19 protein-coding genes are annotated in these 17,981 nt (G+C 65.7%); 9 read left to right on the top strand and 10 right to left on the bottom strand.

What is annotated here, in order from left to right; all coding sequences use genetic code 11:
* The first annotated feature begins 2 nt into the window (after nucleotides 1–2).
* Nucleotides 3–728, top strand: a complete 726-nt coding sequence (locus H977_RS0124340; RefSeq protein WP_029110312.1) for a helix-turn-helix domain-containing protein — start codon at nucleotides 3–5, stop codon at nucleotides 726–728.
* On the opposite strand, the gene H977_RS0124335 is transcribed toward H977_RS0124340, so the two are convergent.
* On the bottom strand, nucleotides 665–1,060 hold the full coding sequence (locus H977_RS0124335; protein WP_029110311.1) for a VOC family protein: 396 nt from the start codon (nucleotides 1,058–1,060) through the stop codon (nucleotides 665–667). The genes H977_RS0124340 and H977_RS0124335 overlap by 64 nt on opposite strands.
* Nucleotides 1,061–1,187: 127 nt before the next feature.
* Here H977_RS0124335 and H977_RS0124330 point away from each other — a divergent pair, with 127 nt between their 5' ends.
* A complete protein-coding gene (locus tag H977_RS0124330; protein WP_029110310.1) occupies nucleotides 1,188–2,741 on the top strand; it encodes a succinic semialdehyde dehydrogenase in 1,554 nt (517 codons plus the stop codon).
* Nucleotides 2,742–2,822: 81 nt separating this feature from the next.
* On the opposite strand, the gene H977_RS0124325 is transcribed toward H977_RS0124330, so the two are convergent.
* The 4 genes from H977_RS0124325 to H977_RS0124310 all read right to left on the bottom strand — a co-directional run bounded on the left by H977_RS0124325 (nucleotide 2,823) and on the right by H977_RS0124310 (nucleotide 7,443).
* Nucleotides 2,823–3,659, bottom strand: coding sequence for a class I SAM-dependent methyltransferase (locus H977_RS0124325; RefSeq protein ID WP_029110309.1), 837 nt, complete (start codon nucleotides 3,657–3,659; stop codon nucleotides 2,823–2,825).
* 55 nt (nucleotides 3,660–3,714) lie between these two features.
* Nucleotides 3,715–4,548: an amidohydrolase family protein gene (locus tag H977_RS0124320; protein ID WP_029110308.1), complete on the bottom strand. Its 834-nt coding sequence runs from the start codon at nucleotides 4,546–4,548 to the stop codon at nucleotides 3,715–3,717.
* An 88-nt stretch (nucleotides 4,549–4,636) separates the two neighbouring features.
* Nucleotides 4,637–5,758, bottom strand: coding sequence for an NAD(P)H-dependent flavin oxidoreductase (locus H977_RS0124315; RefSeq protein WP_029110307.1), 1,122 nt, complete (start codon nucleotides 5,756–5,758; stop codon nucleotides 4,637–4,639).
* A complete protein-coding gene (locus H977_RS0124310) occupies nucleotides 5,755–7,443 on the bottom strand; it encodes an acyl-CoA synthetase (protein WP_196808316.1) in 1,689 nt (562 codons plus the stop codon). The genes H977_RS0124315 and H977_RS0124310 overlap by 4 nt, the downstream gene beginning before the upstream one ends.
* A gap of 33 nt (nucleotides 7,444–7,476) precedes the next feature.
* Between H977_RS0124310 and H977_RS0124305 the strand changes: the two genes are divergently transcribed.
* Nucleotides 7,477–8,277, top strand: a complete 801-nt coding sequence (locus H977_RS0124305) for a crotonase/enoyl-CoA hydratase family protein (RefSeq protein WP_029110305.1) — start codon at nucleotides 7,477–7,479, stop codon at nucleotides 8,275–8,277.
* A 132-nt stretch (nucleotides 8,278–8,409) separates the two neighbouring features.
* On the opposite strand, the gene H977_RS34975 is transcribed toward H977_RS0124305, so the two are convergent.
* The 4 genes from H977_RS34975 to H977_RS0124285 all read right to left on the bottom strand — a co-directional run bounded on the left by H977_RS34975 (nucleotide 8,410) and on the right by H977_RS0124285 (nucleotide 11,928).
* A complete protein-coding gene (locus H977_RS34975) occupies nucleotides 8,410–8,748 on the bottom strand; it encodes a hypothetical protein (protein ID WP_231396057.1) in 339 nt (112 codons plus the stop codon).
* A gap of 148 nt (nucleotides 8,749–8,896) precedes the next feature.
* Complete coding sequence (locus H977_RS0124295; protein ID WP_029110304.1) at nucleotides 8,897–10,102, bottom strand: cytochrome P450; 1,206 nt, start codon at nucleotides 10,100–10,102, stop codon at nucleotides 8,897–8,899.
* Entirely contained in the window at nucleotides 10,099–10,779 is a 681-nt protein-coding gene (locus tag H977_RS0124290; RefSeq protein WP_051289055.1) for an acetoacetate decarboxylase family protein, read from the bottom strand. The genes H977_RS0124295 and H977_RS0124290 overlap by 4 nt, the downstream gene beginning before the upstream one ends.
* 117 nt (nucleotides 10,780–10,896) lie before the next feature.
* The gene (locus tag H977_RS0124285) at nucleotides 10,897–11,928 is read right to left on the bottom strand and encodes an LLM class F420-dependent oxidoreductase (protein WP_029110302.1); all 1,032 of its coding nucleotides are present in this window, start codon (nucleotides 11,926–11,928) and stop codon (nucleotides 10,897–10,899) included.
* Nucleotides 11,929–11,986: 58 nt separating this feature from the next.
* On the opposite strand from H977_RS0124285, the gene H977_RS0124280 reads away from it, so the two are divergent.
* From H977_RS0124280 to H977_RS0124260, 5 genes are read left to right on the top strand one after another with little or no spacing between them, the layout of a single operon-like run.
* The gene (locus H977_RS0124280; protein WP_029110301.1) at nucleotides 11,987–12,997 is read left to right on the top strand and encodes a Zn-ribbon domain-containing OB-fold protein; all 1,011 of its coding nucleotides are present in this window, start codon (nucleotides 11,987–11,989) and stop codon (nucleotides 12,995–12,997) included.
* 39 nt (nucleotides 12,998–13,036) lie between these two features.
* The gene (locus H977_RS0124275) at nucleotides 13,037–14,098 is read left to right on the top strand and encodes a thiolase family protein (RefSeq protein WP_196808315.1); all 1,062 of its coding nucleotides are present in this window, start codon (nucleotides 13,037–13,039) and stop codon (nucleotides 14,096–14,098) included.
* Nucleotides 14,099–14,102: 4 nt separating this feature from the next.
* On the top strand, nucleotides 14,103–15,293 hold the full coding sequence (locus H977_RS0124270; protein ID WP_029110299.1) for a thiolase family protein: 1,191 nt from the start codon (nucleotides 14,103–14,105) through the stop codon (nucleotides 15,291–15,293).
* Between the two features lie 2 nt (nucleotides 15,294–15,295).
* Complete coding sequence (locus tag H977_RS0124265; RefSeq protein WP_029110298.1) at nucleotides 15,296–16,174, top strand: TIGR03619 family F420-dependent LLM class oxidoreductase; 879 nt, start codon at nucleotides 15,296–15,298, stop codon at nucleotides 16,172–16,174.
* Between the two features lies 1 nt (nucleotide 16,175).
* A complete protein-coding gene (locus H977_RS0124260) occupies nucleotides 16,176–16,595 on the top strand; it encodes a nuclear transport factor 2 family protein (RefSeq protein ID WP_029110297.1) in 420 nt (139 codons plus the stop codon).
* Nucleotides 16,596–16,674: 79 nt separating this feature from the next.
* Here the strand turns inward: H977_RS0124260 and H977_RS0124255 are convergent, their stop codons facing one another.
* Nucleotides 16,675–17,199 carry a gamma carbonic anhydrase family protein gene (locus H977_RS0124255; protein ID WP_029110296.1) on the bottom strand — a complete coding sequence of 175 codons (525 nt, stop codon included), beginning with the start codon at nucleotides 17,197–17,199 and terminating at the stop codon, nucleotides 16,675–16,677.
* 61 nt (nucleotides 17,200–17,260) lie between these two features.
* On the opposite strand from H977_RS0124255, the gene H977_RS0124250 reads away from it, so the two are divergent.
* Nucleotides 17,261–17,896 (top strand): hypothetical protein, encoded by a 636-nt coding sequence (locus H977_RS0124250; protein WP_036477053.1) that lies wholly within the window; start codon nucleotides 17,261–17,263, stop codon nucleotides 17,894–17,896.
* Nucleotides 17,897–17,981: the final 85 nt, after the last annotated feature.

Here is a 17,981-nt window from a genome sequence, read left to right as displayed (position 1 = left end):
ACGTGGGCTACCGCGAATACGATCCACCGCCACCACTGAGCGACCTCGTGGAGTGCCGGTGGGTACGCACCGGCAGTCCGCAGCCCGGCCGCGTCCTGCCCGACGGTTGCATGGATCTGATCGAGATGGACGACAAGGTTGTCGTCGCCGGGCCGGACACCACCGCATTCATCGCTGCCGGCAGCCGGGATCCGGTACAGGGATTACGGTTTCGGCCCGGAGCGTTACCGCGGCTGCTCGGCGTCCCCGCGGACGAGCTGCGCAACTCGCGGGTCGATCTGCGTGAACTGTGCCGCATCGACCGGAGTGGCCCACTCGAAACACTGGCCGTGGCGCTGGCCGCCGGCCCGACTCGCGCCGAAACCGCGCCGTGGCCCCTGCCGGTGCTTCGTGACGTCACAGGCCGGCTGGCGGCCGGCGAATCGGTCGCTGCGACGGCACGTCATGTCGGCTGGTCGACCCGGACCGTGCAGCGGCAATGTGCGGCGGTCTACGGATACGGGCCGGCGACGCTGCGTCGCATCCTCCGGTTCCGTCGCGCGGTCGGGCTGCTCAGCACCGGTCTGAGCGCCGGCGCGGTCGCCGCGCGGGCCGGCTATGCCGATCAGCCACATCTGCACCGCGAGATCCGCGCGCTGACCGGAGTGGGCATTCGCGAACTGCGTCAACCGCCCAATGCGGCGAACAGGTCGACCGACGTGCCGTCGGGATCTTCGACGGTCGCGTAGCGCTGTCCCCATGGCGCGTCGAACGGCCTGAGAGTTCCCGGATGGCCGGCGCCGACGAGTCGCTCATAGAGTTCGTCGACGTCGGACGGTGAGTCCAACCCGAAGGCCAGCGCGACCCGTCCTGGCCCGGTCGGAGGCGTCCAGCCGGGGTGCATTCCGGCGATCACGTCCTCGCTGTCGAACGCGAGGCGGTTTCCGCCCGGCAATGCCACCTCGACGTGCGGCCCATCCGGCCGGGGCACCGCCAGCCCGAGGAGCCGGTAGAAATCCAGGGATCGGGTCAGGTCTTTCGTGACGATCTCGATGACCACCGTGTTCAGGTTCAAAGCCATAACCGCAGGTTAGGACGATCGACCACCGCCTGTCGTGAACAGATCGGACAAGCTGTGTCTTTGTCGGACTGCCGGTACCGAGTAGGTTGGCAATGACTGTTAGTTACTTGCCAGTAGGGAGTCCCCGATGCCCGCTCCGTCCGCCGCCGACTTCGCCCGCCTGCGCGCGCTCGTCGCCATCGACGACGTCGAAGCCCGGCAGTCCAAGCCGATCGACGAGGTGTTCACCGGCAAGGAGCTGACCACCATCCCGGTCGGAACCGCCGACGATGTGACCGCCGCCTTCACCAAAGCCCGCGCCGCACAGACGCAGTGGGCAAAGCGTCCGGTCAAGGAACGCGCCGCCATCATCAAGCGTTTCGGCACCCTGCTCGTCCAGAATCGGGACTTCCTGATGGATGTGGCCCAGGCTGAGACCGGCAAGGCCCGCTCAGCCGCGCAGGAAGAGATCGTCGACATGATCTTGAACGCGAACTACTACGCGCGCGAGGCGGCTCGGCTGCTCTCGACCAAGCGAGTGCAGGGTCTGCTGCCCGGGTTCGTCAAGACCGTGGTCAATCACCACCCCAAAGGCGTCATCGGCGTCATCTCACCGTGGAATTATCCGATGACCCTGTCGATCTCGGACTCCATCCCGGCCCTGCTGGCCGGCAACGCCGTGGTGGTCAAGCCTGACAGCCAGACCCCGTACTGCACGCTGGCCAATGCCGAACTGCTGTATCAGGCCGGACTGCCGCGCGATCTGTTCGCGGTCGTGCCCGGGCCGGGCTCGGTGGTCGGCACCGCGATCGTCGAACACTGCGACTACATGATGTTCACCGGTTCGACGGCCACCGGGCGGGCACTGGCCGAACAGTGCGGCCGGCGCCTGATCGGCTTCTCCGCCGAACTCGGCGGCAAGAACCCCATGATCGTCACCAAGGGCGCCAACCTGAAGGTGGCCGCCAAAGCCGCGACCCGCGCCTGCTTCTCCAATGCCGGCCAGCTGTGCATCTCGATCGAGCGGATCTACGTCGAGAAGCCGGTGGCCGACGAGTTCACCGCCAAGTTCGCCGAGCAGGTACGCAACATGAACCTGTCCGCGGCCTACGACTTCACCGCCGACATGGGCAGCCTGATCTCCGAAGATCAGATCAAGACCGTCTCCGGCCACGTCGACGACGCGAAAGCCAAGGGCGCCAAGGTCGTTGCCGGTGGCAATGCACGTCCGGACATCGGCCCGTTGTTCTTCGAGCCGACCGTGCTGACCGGCGTCACGGACGAGATGGAATGCGCACGTAACGAGACCTTCGGTCCGCTGGTGTCGATCTACCCCGTCGGTTCCGTCGACGAGGCCATCGAGAAGGCCAACGACACCGAGTACGGCCTCAACGCCAGCGTGTGGGCCGGGTCGAAGTCCGAGGGTGAGGCGATCGCCGCCCGCGTCAACTCCGGCACGGTCAATGTCGACGAGGGCTACGCCCTGGCCTTCGGCAGCACCGCGGCCCCGATGGGCGGGATGAAGGCCTCCGGCGTGGGACGCCGCCACGGCGCCGACGGCATCCTCAAGTACACCGAGTCCCAGACGGTCTCCACCGCACGGGTGATCAATCTCGATCCGCCGCTGGGGATTTCGCAGACGATATGGCAGAAGGCGCTGACCCCGATGATCCGGGCGCTGCAGAAACTGCCCGGCCGCTAGATGCCGTGACCGAATGTGCGTACAGATCGCGGAAACACGCGAAAGCGCGATCTGTACGCACGCTCGCGCTGCGCTGTGTCCCTACCCGGGGCGCCGCGCGACGACTGCGAAGTTCAGCGGGATCCGCGGCACCCCTGTGGGTAGGGCCCAGCCTTGAGGGCAGGGCACCAGGGCCGGGAACGCCTGCCAGTCCATGTAGGGCAGTTCGGTCAATGCCTCGATGACGAGTCCGGCCTGCAGCAAGGACGTGACCACTTCGGACAGGTCGTGGCACCACTCGTGGTTACGCACCTGGGTGATCTGACCGGCCGAGTTCTCGGTGTAAGTCCCTGCGTCGTCATAGGTTCGGGCGCCGCCACCGCTGAGGTAGTCGTCGGTGATGGTCCACGGTTCGTAGTCCATCGCGCTCAGGATCGGATGGTCGTCGCGGATCAGGAACACTCCGCCCGGCTCGAGCAGGTCGTGGATCGATCGGGCCCAGCTGGCCAGCTCCGGCAGCCACACGATGGTTCCGGTACTGGTCACCACGGTCTCGAAGCGTCGCTGGATCAACGTCGACGCGAACCGCGCGTCGCCCTCTACCCAGGTGATCTCCCGACCGTCGGCCTCGGCGATCCTGGCCGCGTGCCGCAGCGAATTCGGCGACAGGTCGACGCCGTGCACATCGCGAGCACCGAGCCGGGCCCAGGAGATGGTGTCGGTTCCGATGTGGCACTGCAGGTGCAGTAGCGAGCGGCCTCTCACACCGCTTTCCGGCAGGTGCGGCGCGAGCACCTCGAGGTCATTGCGCACCACCCATGAGATGTCCGTGGGATCGGCCAGAAACCCTGGTACGTCATACATCTGGGACTGGGCGTGCACATCGGCCCGCTCGTCCCAGTTCGCGCGGTTGGCCGCAAGAGCGTCGGCTTCGTTCACCAGCTGATCCTTTCCTCGCCGCCGCGACCATACCGGTCCGCACGAGGAAGTCCCGCTAGGTTTTTTCCGGACCGCTCAGGTTGAACAGGCGTTCGGCATTGCCGCGCAGGTAATTCGCGCGGCCCTCGTCGACCAGACCCAGCTCATCAAGGCCGTCAAGGGCGTGCCCGTGGGCGATCATCGGGTAATTCGTGCCGAACAGCACCTTGCGCGCACCGGTGCCGGTTTTCATGAACCTGATGAGTTCGGGTGGCAGACGTTTGGTGGTGTAGGCAGACGTGTCGATATAGACGTTCTCGTGCTTGCGCGCGACAGCGATCATCTCCTCCGTCCACGGGTAGCCGACGTGACCGCACACGATCACCAACTCGGGGAAATCCAGCGCCACCTGGTCGATGTAGGGAATCGGGCGGCCGGTCTCCGAGGGGCGGAGTGGTCCCGTGTGGCCGACCTGCGTGCAGAACGGCACTCCGAGTTCGACGCATTCGGCGAACAGCGGGTAGTACCGCCGGTCGGTGGGCGGTGCGTTCCACAGCCACGGCACCACCCGCAGACCTACGAAACCGTCGTCACGCACCAGGCGCCGCAGCTCCCGGACCGCCTCCATCGGGCGGTCCAGGTCGACAGTGGCCAGGCCCGCAAATCGCTTGGGGTGTAAACGAATCCATCCGGCGACCTCGTCGTTGGAGATCAGGTCAAGTCCGTTGGGACCCCGCCACGCACTGAGCAGCCCGGTCTCGACGCCGCCTGCGTCCATCGCGGCCAAGGTGAAGTCGAGGGGAATCTCGTCTTCGGGGATCGCCCCACCGGTCCAGCGCCGCAACGAGGCGAAAATGTCGTTGGCGAGAAACCTCTGCGTCGGGTGCTGCATCCATACGTCGACCGCCATAGTGCTTCGATCCTGCCTCACGAGCAGACGCGAAACTGCCCCTTTTCACGTGAAAAGGGGCAGTTTCATGTCTGTTCGCCGGAGAAAATCAGCTGCCGGCGATGTCGTCCAGGCGCTTGGTGGCCGCCTCGAAACCGCTCACCAGCTCACCGATGATGTCGGCGACCGGCCGGATCTCGTTCATGCGTCCCACGATCTGACCGACCGGCATGGACACGGTGTCGGGATTGTCCGACTCGTTCATCCGCTGATGAGCTTCGCTGACCAGGATGTTCTGCAGCGGCATCGGCAGCGGCTCCGGGGCGTCCGGGGCGTCCCAGGCGTCGGTCCACTTGGTCTTGAGCAGCCGCGCGGGCTTGCCGGTGTAGATCTTGCGGCGCACGGTGTCGGCGGTGGTCGCCTTGAGCAGCGCCTCCTGGATCGTGGAGGTGCCGCCGGGCAGACGGTGACCCAGGTCGTACTCGGCCGAGGTCAGGAACGCCGAACCCATCCACACACCTTGCGCGCCGAGCGCCAGGGCGGCGGCCACCTGCTTGCCGGTGCCGATCCCACCGGCAGCCAGTACGGGAGCCTTACCATCCAATGCATCAACGATTTCCGGCCACAGCACCATCGAGCCGATCTCACCCGTGTGTCCACCGGCCTCGTGGCCCTGCGCGACGACGATGTCGACGCCGTTCTCCACATGGCGCAGCGCGTGCTTGGCACTGCCCGCCAGCGCCGCCACCGGGACACCGGCGGCATGGGCCTGCTCGATGACGTCGTTGGGCGGAGAACCGAGTGCGTTCGCGATCAGTTTGATCGGATGCTTGAGTGCGACTTCGACGTGGCTGCGAGCCACCGAGTGCAGCCAGCCCAGCACACCCTCGTTGCGCTCCTCATCCTCGGGCAGCGGCGGAACACCGAGATCCGCAAGGGTTTTCGCGACGAAGTCGCGGTGGCTCTGCGGGATGAGCTTGTTGATGTCGACGGCGGTCCCCTCGGTGGGGATCTTCGCCGGCATCACGATGTCGACGCCGTAGGGCTTGCCGCCGGTGTTGGCATCCATCCACTGCAAGACCTCTTCGAGGTCGTCGGCATCGTTGAACCGCACGCAGCCCAGCACGCCGAGGCCACCGGCCTTGCTGACCGCGGCCGCCACCTTCTCCGAAGGGGTGAACACGAAGATCGGGTACTCGATCCCGAACCGTTCGCACAGATCAGTTTTCATGATTTCGCTCCGACATGATTCGCGTGCACGTCATCGGCGGGCCGCTCCTCGGTCTGGTCCTTGGCCCACCGGTAGTCGGGCTTGCCCGCCGGCGAGCGCTTCACCTCGTCGACCAGCCACAGGCTGCGCGGCACCTTGTAACCGGCGATCTCGCTGCGCACGAACGCGTCGAGTTCGGCCAGCGTCGGACGGGCGCCCTCACGCGGCTGCACGACGGCGGCGACGTGCTGACCGAAGCGCTCGTCGGGAACCCCGACCACCAGCGCGTCGAACACGTCCGGGTGGCCCTTGAGCGCGGCCTCGACCTCTTCGGGGTAGATCTTCTCGCCACCACTGTTGATCGACACCGAGCCGCGGCCCAGCATGGTCACGCTGCCGTCGGCCTCGACCTCGGCGTAGTCACCGGGAATGGCGTAGCGAACCCCGTTGTAGGTCCGGAACGTCTCGGCGGTCTTCTTCTCGTCCTTGAAGTACCCGACCGGGATGTGTCCGCACTTGGCAATGATGCCGCGCACGCCCGATCCGGGCTTGACCTCGTTGCCGTCCTCGTCGAGCACCTTGGTGTTCTTGTCGATGGTCACCCGCGGGCCACCGGTGTGCGACTGGCCCTTGGCCACGATGCTGGTGCCGCCGAAACCGGTCTCCGACGAGCCGATCGAATCGGTGATGATCCGGTTGGGCAGCAGCTCGAGGAACTTCTCCTTGAGGCTGGTGGAGAACAGCGCGGCGGTACTGGCGAGCAGGAACAGGCTCGACAGGTCGAACTCGTTGCCCTTTTCCTGATGCGCCAGAAGCGAATCCAGCAGCGGGCGGGCCATCGCGTCACCGGTGAAGAACAACAGATTGACCTTGTGGTCGTGGATCATCTGCCACACCTCATCGGCGTCGAACTCCGGTGCCAGCACCACCGTCTGGCCGGAGAACAGCGACATCCATGTGGCCGACTGGGTGGCGCCGTGGATCATCGGCGGGATGGGCAGCCGGATCATCGGGGGGTTGGCAACGGCCTGCTTGGACAGGTCGTATTCATCGGCCACCGGCTCGCCGGTCGCGAAGTCCGTGCCGCCGAACAGGACACGGTAAATGTCCTCATGACGCCACATGACGCCCTTGGGGAAGCCGGTGGTGCCGCCGGTGTAGAGCAGGTAGATGTCGTCGGCGCTGCGGGGCCCGAAGTCCCGCTCCGGAGACCCCTGGGCGAGCGCATCCTCGAAGGCCACGCCGCCATAGCGCTGGTAGTCGTCATCCGACCCGTCCTCGACCACCAGGACGGTCTTCACATTCGGCGTCTCCGGCAGCACGTTGTCCACCCGGTCGGCGTAGCGGCGCTCATGGATCAGCGCGACCATGTCCGAGTTCTCGAAGAGGTACTTCAGCTCGCCCTCGACGTAGCGGAAGTTGACGTTCACCAAGATCGCGCCGGCCTTCACGATGCCGAGCATCCCGATCACGATCTCGATGCGGTTGCGACAGTAGAGGCCGACCTTGTCGTCCTTCTTCACACCTTGATCGATCAGATAGTGGGCCAGGCGGTTGGCCTTCTCCTCCAACTGCCCGTAGGTCAACTGCTCGTCGCCGGAAATCAGCGCGATACGGTCCGGCACAGCATCGATGGCGTGCTCGGCAAGATCAGCAATATTCAGAGCCACAGAACCTAAACTAGAACGTGTTACATTTCGATACAAGTCCGGGGTTATCGAGCATGGAGGAATGCACTGGTGAGCGAGTCTGAAAAAGGGCCCGACGCCCTCATTGAGCAGCGCGGACACACCCTGATCCTGACGCTGAACCGGCCGGAGGCGCGTAACGCGCTTTCCACCGAGATGCTCTCGATCATGGTCGAGGCCTGGGACCGCGTCGACAACGATCCGGAGATCCGCACCTGCATCCTCACCGGCGCCGGCGGGTACTTCTGCGCCGGCATGGACCTCAAGGGCGCGACCAAGAAGCCGCCGGGCGATTCGTTCAAGGACGGCAGCTACGACCCGTCACGGATCGACGGCCTGCTCAAGGGCCGCCGGCTCACCAAACCCCTGATCGCCGCGGTCGAAGGCCCAGCCATCGCCGGTGGCACCGAGATCCTGCAGGGCACCGACATCCGCGTCGCCGGTGAGAGCGCCAAGTTCGGCATCTCCGAGGCCAAGTGGAGCCTCTACCCGATGGGCGGCTCAGCGGTGCGCCTGGTGCGCCAGATCCCGTACACCATCGCCTGCGACATGCTGCTGACCGGCCGGCACATCACCGCCGCCCAGGCCCTCGAGTACGGACTCATCGGTCACGTCGTGCCCGACGGCACCGCGCTGGACAAGGCGCTCGAGATCGCCGAGGTGATCAACAACAACGGCCCGCTGGCCGTGCAGGCCATCCTGAAGACCATCCGCGAGACCGAGGGCATGCACGAGAACGAGGCGTTCAAGCCCGATACCGCCAACGGCATCCCGGTGTTCTTGTCCCAGGACGCCAAGGAAGGCCCGCTGGCCTTCAAGGAGAAGCGCGCACCCAAGTTCCAGATGAAGTAGTACTCGCCCCTCGGGAGAGCCCTGCGGCCGCCGCGTTGTCGCCGGTACTGCTTTCACGAGCCAAAACTGAGGCCCTGCTCGATGTTTCGAGCAGGGCCTCAGTTTTTTCATGCACTCAGTTTTTTCATGTACTCAGCGCCAATGCCTGGGCGGCGGCGGACCCCAATGCCCCGGCGGCGGCGGGGGCGGCGGGCCCCAGAACCGCGGCGGCGGCGGAGGCGGCCCCCAGAACGGCGGCGGGGGCGGCGGCCCCCAGAACGGCGGCGGAGGTGGCGGCGGAGGTGGACCCCACGGCCGCAACGGCGGAGCCGGCGGTAGGAAAACCGGGGCCGGCCCGGCGGCCTGCAGGCTCGCCGGCGCCGGGACCGGCGCCGCACCGGCCTGGCCCGCCATTCCGATGGCCCCGGCCAACAGTGCTCCACTCAGCAGCATTCCGCTCATCAGAGTTCGCCCATTCAGATGTCGTGCCATAACCTGCACCCCTTCGATCGTCGCGTCATCCCCGATTTCCGAAGGTTATCTAATTAGATGGGCTATGCGAAACCTGTGAATCACCTTGCACAGCGAATACTTAAGTACCGCATAGGGACACACAGCCAGGGCCGCAACAAGACCGAAGCTAGGCCCCCAGCCGAGCCGTCGGGGTGAAGACGACCGGCATGGCCTCGGGCCCGCTGACGAAGTTGGCGGGACGCAACGGCAGCGCGTCGTCGTTGGCCAACCGCAGATCGGGCAACCGGGTGAGCAGCCGTTCGAGCATCAACCGCAGCTCCAGTCTCGCCAGCTGATTACCGAGGCAGAAGTGAGTCCCGAATCCGAAAGCCAAGTGGCTGTTCGGGTTCCGGTCGAACCGGAACTGGTCGGGGTCCTCGAAAACGGCTTCGTCGAAGTTCGCGGACTCGAACATCAGCATGAGCTTCTCGCCGGCCTTCAACTCGGTGCCATGGAACACCGTGTCGGCGGTCAGCGTGCGGCACATGTTCTTCACCGGCGAGGTCCAGCGCAGCGTCTCCTCGATCGCGCCGGGCAGGCCGTCCCGGTCCGCGACGAGCGCGTCCCACTGATCGCGGTGGCGCAGAAGCTGTTCGGTGCCGCCCGACAGGGTGTGCCGGGTGGTCTCATCACCGCCGATGAGGATGAGCAGCGTCTCGAACACGATCTCGTCATCGGTCATCCGCTGTCCCTCGACCTCGGCATTGACCAGGATCGAGAAGAGGTCATCGGTCGGCTCGGAGCGACGCTTGGCGATCACGTCCATGGTGAACGCGGTATAGGCGGCGAAGGTCTCCATCAGCTTTCCGATGGCCACTTCGTCGAGGTGTGAACTCAGCCCGCAGACCAGATCGTCCGACCACTTCAACAGCATGTCGCGTTCGGTGGGCAGCACGCCGAGCATGTCGCCGATCACCGCCATCGGCAGCGGGGCGGCGATGTCGCGGACGAAGTCGCATTCCCCGCGTTCGCACACCGCGTCGATCAGTGTGTCGCACAGGTTCTCGATGGACGGCACCTTGTCCATCACGCGCTTGCGGGTGAAGCCGGAGTTGACCAGCTTGCGGCGCAACACATGTGCCGGATCGTCCATGTCGATCATGTACGGCATGCCGGGCTGGTCGGGCCGGATACCGCCGGTGTTCGAGAACAGCTCGGGGTTACGCTCGGCGTCGATCACGGCCGCGTACGTGGTGGCCGCCGCCAACCCGTTGCGATCGCGGAACACCGGCTGGTTAGCACGCATCCAGCGGTAGGCCTCCCGGGCACCACCATCGGCGTAGAAATTGCCGTTGGTGAGGTCCACGTCGGGCTTGAGCAGGACTTGGGTCACGAGATCTCCTTGGCATCAGCGAATGTCATCTGCACATTGCGGACCGAACTGGACAGCAATGCCCGTTTGGGCAGGCCCAGGGCCGCGAGTTCTTTGGCGTACGGATGGTCACCGAGCCGGATCCGGGCCCCGCCCGGCCGGTAGCGCACGCCGGAAAGCCGCATCTCCCCCTCGGTTTCGCGCAGGACGCCGTCGAGGTAGGAGAAGGTGGACTGGACCTGGGGCTTGGCGGTGAAGGCCGACGGCACCGAAAGCCCGGGCTTGAAATCCATCCCCACCGCGAGTTGGCCGTCGATTTTCACGTCGAAGCTGAACGGCTTGCCGTCACGAACCGTAAAGTCAGCCAGGACTTTCGGATAGCCCCAGATCTGCCGACCGGCCTGCAGCGTGAATTCGCCGTCCACCGGGAGGTGGTGCACGAAGGCGCCCGCCGAGCCCAGGCCGCGCAGACCGGACTCCTCCGACCCGGGCCGGTTCACCATGATGTTCGTGCCGTACTCCAGGTACGGGCCCAGATCTCCGTCGACGTAACGCATCAGCATCAGCACGGCGATCGCGCGGTGCGGCCGGTGCCGGTACACGCGAAGACCGCTGTAATCGATCATGCGCTGCGCGGCGTCGGCGTCCACCGAGATCATCGCCATGTGCTGTTCGGCGGTCCGGATCTGCACCGGCATGGTCAGAACGGTGCCGGCGACGTTGTGTTGCGAGGGTCCCGAAGAGGGCGCGCTGTGACTCACGCCATAAATCTAGAACCTCGAGTAGACAGGTTGCAACAAAGTGTCTACTCAAGCTCAGACCAGGGCAGCCAGATCCTTGATCTGCTCGACGGAGCGGGCTCCGACGACCATCATGGTCACGCCGGAGGCCTCCCAGGCCTTGATCTGCTCCTTGACGTAGTCGAGGTTCCCGACGATCGCGGAGTCGTCGACCAATTCGTCGGGAATGATCTTGGCGGCCTCGTCCTTACGGTCGCTGCGGAAAAGTTTGGTGACGTCGTCGACGACTTCCGCATAACCCATCCGGCGGTACACGTCGGCGTGGAAGTTGGTGTCCTCGGCGCCCATTCCGCCCATGTACAGCGCCAGGTGCGGCTTCATCAGCTCCATGATCGCGGGCCGGTCATCGGTCACCACGACCTGTGCGGTCGCACAGATCTCGAAAGTCTCGCGGGTACGCCGGGCACCCGGGCGGGCGAAGCCCTCGTCGAGCCATTCGTTGTACATGCCGGCGATGCGCGGCGAATAGAAGATCGGCAGCCATCCGTCGGCGATCTCGGCGGCCATCGCGACGTTCTTGGGACCCTCGGCCCCGAGCATCACCGGGATGTCGGCGCGCAGCGGATGGGTGATCGGCTTGAGGTTCTTGCCCAGGCCGGTGGTGCCCTCTCCGGTCAGCGGCAGCGGGTAGTGCGGGCCGTCGCTGTGTACCGGGGCCTCACGCGCCCAGACCTGACGCAGGATGTCGACGTACTCGCGGGTGCGGGCCAGCGGTTTCGGGAACTTCGCGCCGTACCAACCCTCGACCACCTGCGGCCCGGACACACCGAGGCCGAGAATGTGGCGACCACCGGACAGGTGGTCCAGTGTCAGTGACGCCATCGCGCACGCCGTCGGGGTACGGGCGGACAGCTGGATGACCGAGGTCCCCAGCCGCATCCGGGTCGTTTCCCGGCCCCACCAGGCCAGTGGGGTGAAGGCGTCCGAGCCCCACGCCTCGGCGGTGAACACGGTGTCGAAGCCCTCCGCCTCGGCGGCCGCGACGAGTTCGGCGTGGTTGGTCGGCGGCTGTGCGCCCCAGTAACCGAGTTGAAGACCCAACTTCATTAGCTCGCCTTTCCACACACGGTTGAAACCATTCTTAGAACCTGTTCTACTCGATGCTGTGACCACAGGCCAAAGCAGCCCGGTGCAGATCGACAAGCATGAACGGCCCCTCTCGGCGCCGCTGAAGCTTGCATTCGACTACACCCGTTCAGTCGGACCGCTCCTGTCCCAGTTCTTCACCGCACTGCGCGATCGACGCATCGTCGGCGTACGCGGGTCAGATGGACGGGTGCTCGTACCACCCGCTGAGTATGACCCGATCACCTACGCGGCTCTGACCGAGGTCGTGCCCGTGAGCGCGGTCGGCACGGTGCAGTCGTGGACCTGGCAGTCGACGCCGCTGGAAGGTCAGCCGCTGGACCGGCCGTTCGCCTGGGCGCTGATCAAGCTCGACGGCGCGGACACTGCGCTGCTGCACGCCGTCGATGCCCCCGAGGGCACGCTGAAAAGTGGCGACCGCGTACATGCGCATTGGATCGACGAGCCGGTCGGCGCAATCACCGACATCGCCTATTTCGTGCCCGGCGATACCGAGGAACCAGTGGAAGCATCCTCCCGTCCCGACGACCGCGAGCCGGTCACGGTGCAGGTGACGCCCAGCTTCATCGAGATCCAGCACACCGCGTCCCTACCCGAGACCACGTTCCTGAAGGCTCTCGAAGAGGGCAAGCTGCTCGGCGGCCGGACCAGAAATGGCCGGGACGGTAAGCCCGGCAAGGTCTACTTCCCGCCGAAGGAAGCCGATCCCGCGACCGGTTTGGCGCTCGACGAGTTCATCGAGCTGCCGGACAAGGGCACCGTCACCACGTTCGCGATCATCAACATCCCGTTCTCCGGCCAGCGCATCAAGCCGCCCTATGTCGCGGCGTACGTACTGCTCGACGGCGCGGACATCCCGTTCCTGCACCTGATCACCGAGATCGATCCGGCGGACGTGCGGATGGGAATGCGCGTGCAGGCCGTGTGGAAGCCCCGCGAGGAATGGGGCCTGGGTATCGACAACATCGACTACTTCAAGCCCACCGGCGAACCCGATGCCGAGTACGACTCCTACAAGCACCACCTGTAAAGGTGCGCCCGATGAGCGCTTGCGCGAAGAGCAGAGGACTTGAGCATGACTGATATCGCAGTGGTGGGCTTCGCACACGCTCCCCACGTCCGTCGCACGGACGGCACCACCAACGGCGTCGAGATGCTGATGCCGTGTTTCCACAAACTCTACGAAGAACTCGGCCTCAAGCAGACCGATATCGGGTTCTGGTGCTCCGGATCGTCGGATTACCTTGCGGGACGCGCATTCTCGTTCATCTCCGCGATCGACTCGATCGGCGCAATCCCGCCGATCAACGAGTCCCACGTCGAGATGGACGCGGCCTGGGCGCTGTACGAGGCCTATATCAAGCTGCTGACCGGCCAGGTCGAGACCGCGCTGGTGTACGGCTTCGGTAAGTCCTCGGCAGGCACGCTGCGCCGGGTGCTCGCTCTGCAGACCGACCCGTACACCGTTGCGCCGCTGTGGCCGGACTCGGTGTCGATGGCAGGCCTGCAGGCACGGGCCGGCCTGGACTCCGGCAAGTGGACCGCCGAGCAGATGGCTCAGGTAGCCCTGGATTCCTTTGCCGCAGCGGGACGTACCGACTCCGAGCAGGTCACCGGAACCATCGAAGAGCTGCTGGCCCAGCCGTACTTCGCCGATCCGCTACGGCGTCACGACATCGCCCCGATCACCGACGGCGCGTCCGCGATCGTGCTGGCCGCCGGCGACAAGGCGCGTGAACTTCGCGAAAACCCGGCCTGGATCACCGGATTCGAGCATCGGATCGAGACACCGATCCTGGGCGCACGGGACCTGACCACCTCGCCGTCGACCGCTGCGTCGGCCAAGGCAGCCACCGGTGGTGACCTCGGCTCCATCGATATCGCGGAGATCTACGCCCCGTTCACGCACCAGCAACTGATCCTCACAGAGGCGATCGGGCTGGGCTCGTCGACGAAAGTCAATCCGTCGGGCGGCGCCCTGGCCGCCAACCCGATGTTCTCGGCCGGACTGGAACGCATCGGTTTCGCCGCGCAGCACATCTTCGACGGTTCCGCGCAGCGCGTCCTGGCGCATGCCACGAGCGGCCCTGCGCTGCAACAGAATCTCGTCGCCGTTCTGGAAGGGAAGTAACGAGATGGCTGGCACTTCAAAGAACTTGGCCGCGGTGCTGGGAACCGGGCAGACGAAATACGTCGCCAAGCGGCACGACGTGTCGATGAACGGCCTGGTTCGCGAGGCCATCGATCGAGCGCTGGCGGATTCCGGATCGACGTTCGACGATATCGACGCTGTGGTGGTCGGCAAGGCGCCCGACTTCTTCGAAGGCGTCATGATGCCCGAGCTGTTCATGGCCGATGCCACCGGCGCGACCAACAAGCCGTTGATCCGGGTGCACACCGCCGGTTCGGTCGGCGGTTCGACCGCGATCGTGGCGGCCAGCCTGGTGCAGTCCGGCAAGTACAAGCGAGTGCTGACGATGGCGTGGGAGAAGCAGTCGGAATCGAACGCCATGTGGGCGTTGAGCATTCCGGTGCCCTTCACCAAGCCGGTCGGCGCCGGCGCGGGCGGGTACTTCGCACCGCACGTGCGTGCCTACATCCGCCGGTCGGGCGCTCCCAATCACATCGGCGCCATGGTGGCGGTCAAAGACCGGCTCAACGGCGCGAAGAACCCTCTGGCACACCTGCACCAGCCGGATATCACGTTGGAGAAGGTGATGGCCTCCCCGATGCTGTGGGATCCGATCCGCTACGACGAAACCTGCCCGTCGTCCGACGGCGCGGCGGCCATGGTGATCGGCAATGAGGAAGCAGCGGAAGCGCACTTGTCGAACGGGCATCCCGTGGCCTGGATCCACGCCACCGCGTTGCGCACCGAACCGCTGGCCTACTCGGGTCGCGATCAGGTCAACCCGCAGGCCGGCCGCGACGCGGCGGCGGCATTGTGGCGCGATGCCGGCATCACCAGCCCCATCGACGAGATCGACACGGCCGAGGTGTACGTGCCGTTCTCGTGGTACGAGCCGATGTGGTTGGAGAATCTCGGTTTTGCCGCCGAGGGCGAGGGCTGGAAGCTCACCGAGGCCGGGGAGACGGCGATCGGTGGAAAGATCCCGTTCAACGCCTCAGGCGGTGTGCTGAGCAGCAACCCGATCGGTGCTTCCGGCATGATCCGGTTCGCCGAGTCGGCGATACAGGTGATGGGCAAGGCCGGCGACCATCAGGTCGAGGGAGCCCGCAAGGCTCTGGGCCACGCCTACGGCGGTGGCGCGCAGTACTACTCCATGTGGGTGGTCAGTGCCGACAAGCCGGCAGCCCGTTCATGACCATGAAGTACACCCTCAGCGTGGCCATGGGCCCGCTGGAGCACCTGACCGGATTGGCCCGCACCGCAGAGGAAGTCGGGTTCGATTCGATCGCGCTGCCCGACTCGCTGTTCTACATGGAGAAGCAGGCCGCGGACTATCCGTACACGCCGGACGGGTCTCGGATGTGGAACGCCGAGACCCCGTGGGTGGATCCGCTGATCGCGGCCGCCTCGATGGGTGCGGTCACCTCGACGCTGCGCTTCTACACCAATGTGATGAAGCTCGGCTCGCGCAATCCGCTGCTGCTGGCCCGCCAGGTCGGTTCGGTGGCCAACCTGACCAACAACCGGTTCGGTTTCGGTGTCGGGATCGGCTGGGCACCAGAGGAATTCGAATGGTGCGGGGTTCCGTTCGCCAAGCGTGGCGCGCGCGTCGACGAGATGATCGAGGTGCTCAAGCTCGTGCTCGGCGGCGGCATGGTCGAGTTCCACGGCGAGTTCTACGATTTCGAGCGTCTGCAGATGAGCCCGGCCCCGTCGGCGCCCGTGCCGTTCTACGTCGGCGGGCACACCTCGGTCGCACTCAAGCGGGCGGCCCGGGTGGGTGACGGCTGGACCAGCGCGATGATGACGTGTGCGCAGCTGGCCGAGACCGTGACGGCGATCAACAAGCTGAGGGCCGAATACGGCCGTGCCGATGAGCCGTTCGAGTTCCAGGCGGTGTGCATCGACAAGTTCGATCTGGACGGGCATCGCGAGCTGGCCGAGGCCGGCATCACCGACAACATCGTCATCCCGTGGATGCTCGAGGGCCTGGGCTTCGACGCCCCGCTGGAGAAGAAGCAGGACTCGCTCAAGCGGTTCGCCGACACCTACATCCACTCCGGTTGGCAGGGCTGACATGACCGTCACCGATCCTCGACATCCAGCCCACCTGGCGGGCAAGCGATCCCGGGACGCGGTTGCCGCGCGGGACAAGCAGACGTGGCTGGACAACTTCGCCGACGACGCGATTGTGCAAGACCCCATCGGTCCGTCGTTCTTCGACCCGGACGGCAACGGCCACCAGGGCAAGGAAGCCATCGCGGCGTTCTGGGACAAGGCCATCGCCCCGACAGACAACCTCGAGTTCAACTTCGTCGACACGTTCCAGTGCGGCAACGAGGAAGCCAACGTCGGCAGCATCGTCACCACGATGGGCGGGCACCGCATCACCACCCCGGGTGTGTTCACCTATCGGGCGAACGATGCGGGGCAATTGGTGGCGTTGCGCGCCTTCTGGGAAGTGGACCGCGCGACCGCCGAGAAGATCGAAAGCTGACCAACTTCTGCCGAAACGGCATTCCAGCAGACGAAGTGCGAGTAGGGACCTGCTGGAATGCCATTTCGGCGAAGGCAAGCTAGAGCTCGACGAGGCCCGTGAGGTAGCGCTCGGCGAGCTCGCGGTAGGCCGCCGGGTTGCTCTGTATCCACGTCTGTGCGCCGGTGCCCGCGATCGGTCCCCGGATCTTCGCGGGTGCACCGGTGACCAGCACCTCGTCGGGAATCTTGGTGCCCCCGACCACCAGCGAATGCGCCGCGATCAGACTGCGGCGGCCGATCACCGCTCCGTCGAGCACCGTGCAGTGGTTGGCGATCAGCGCCTCTTCGCCCACGTGTGCGCCGTGTACTACGCACATGTGGGCGACCGTCGCGCCAGGGCCGATGTCGACGGGGATTCCCGGTGGTGCGTGCAGCACCGAGCCGTCCTGGACGTTGGCGCCCCCGCGGATGACGATGGGGGCGAAGTCGCCCCGCAGCACGGTGTTGAACCACACCGAGGCACCGGCCTCAACCGTCACGTTGCCGATCAGTGTTGCCGTCGGGGCCACGAAAGCGCTCGGGTCGACCACGGGCGCCCGGCCCTCGAACGAATACATCGGCATCGTCCACATATACCGCAGGAAACCGCCCCTGGCGCAGCGACGCGTACCCTGAACAGTAACTATGTCGCTCACGACACCCATTCACCCCAGGTTCTTGATCACCATCGGCGTTGCCGCGACCGTCATCGGCGCGGCCGGCGCGTGCACGCCGGCCGCGGATTCACCGCCCACGCCCTGGGCTCCCGTACCGACCTCGTCATCACCCACGGCCGCACCGAAATCGCCGAAATCGCAGCCGGCCGACTACAGCCACCTGCTGCTGCAGGCCGAGGACGTCAGTATTCCGCCGGATACGTTCACCGAGCGGTCCAGCAACGTCAACCCCGACGGCCAGTCAGGGGCCAGCGCGCTGTTCGTCAACGCCGACGACACCCGGGCGATCGCCGACACCATCTTGATCTATCCCGACGCGGCGACCGCGGCGGCGACGCTCAAACAAGCCTCCGCGGCGGTGAGCACCATGGTGACCGGTGGCCCGCCGCAGCCGGTCCCGGTGGGTTCGAACGGCACCGTCATCGCGGGTACGGCGCCCGACGGCTCCAAGGCCGTCACCCTGCTGATGTACACCCAGGGCCGTGCGGTGGTGCGCATCGAGTTCGACAGCACGCCAGAAGATCCGGTGTCGCCGCAGACAGTGGCCAGTGTCGGCCGCATGCAGCAGATCGCGTTGCGAATCGGCCTTCCGGAGCGGGAGTAACCCCCGATCACAACGGGTATGCCGCAGGTCACGCCTCAATTATTGCCATGAGGGCTCCAAAAACTGTAACGTGTTCTAGTTAGAG

The sequence above is a fragment of the Mycobacterium sp. URHD0025 genome (assembly GCF_000426065.1).
GTDB lineage: Bacteria > Actinomycetota > Actinomycetes > Mycobacteriales > Mycobacteriaceae > Mycobacterium.
Note: the sequence above shows the minus strand (reverse complement) of the source record. Positions and strands in the feature narration are given on the sequence as shown.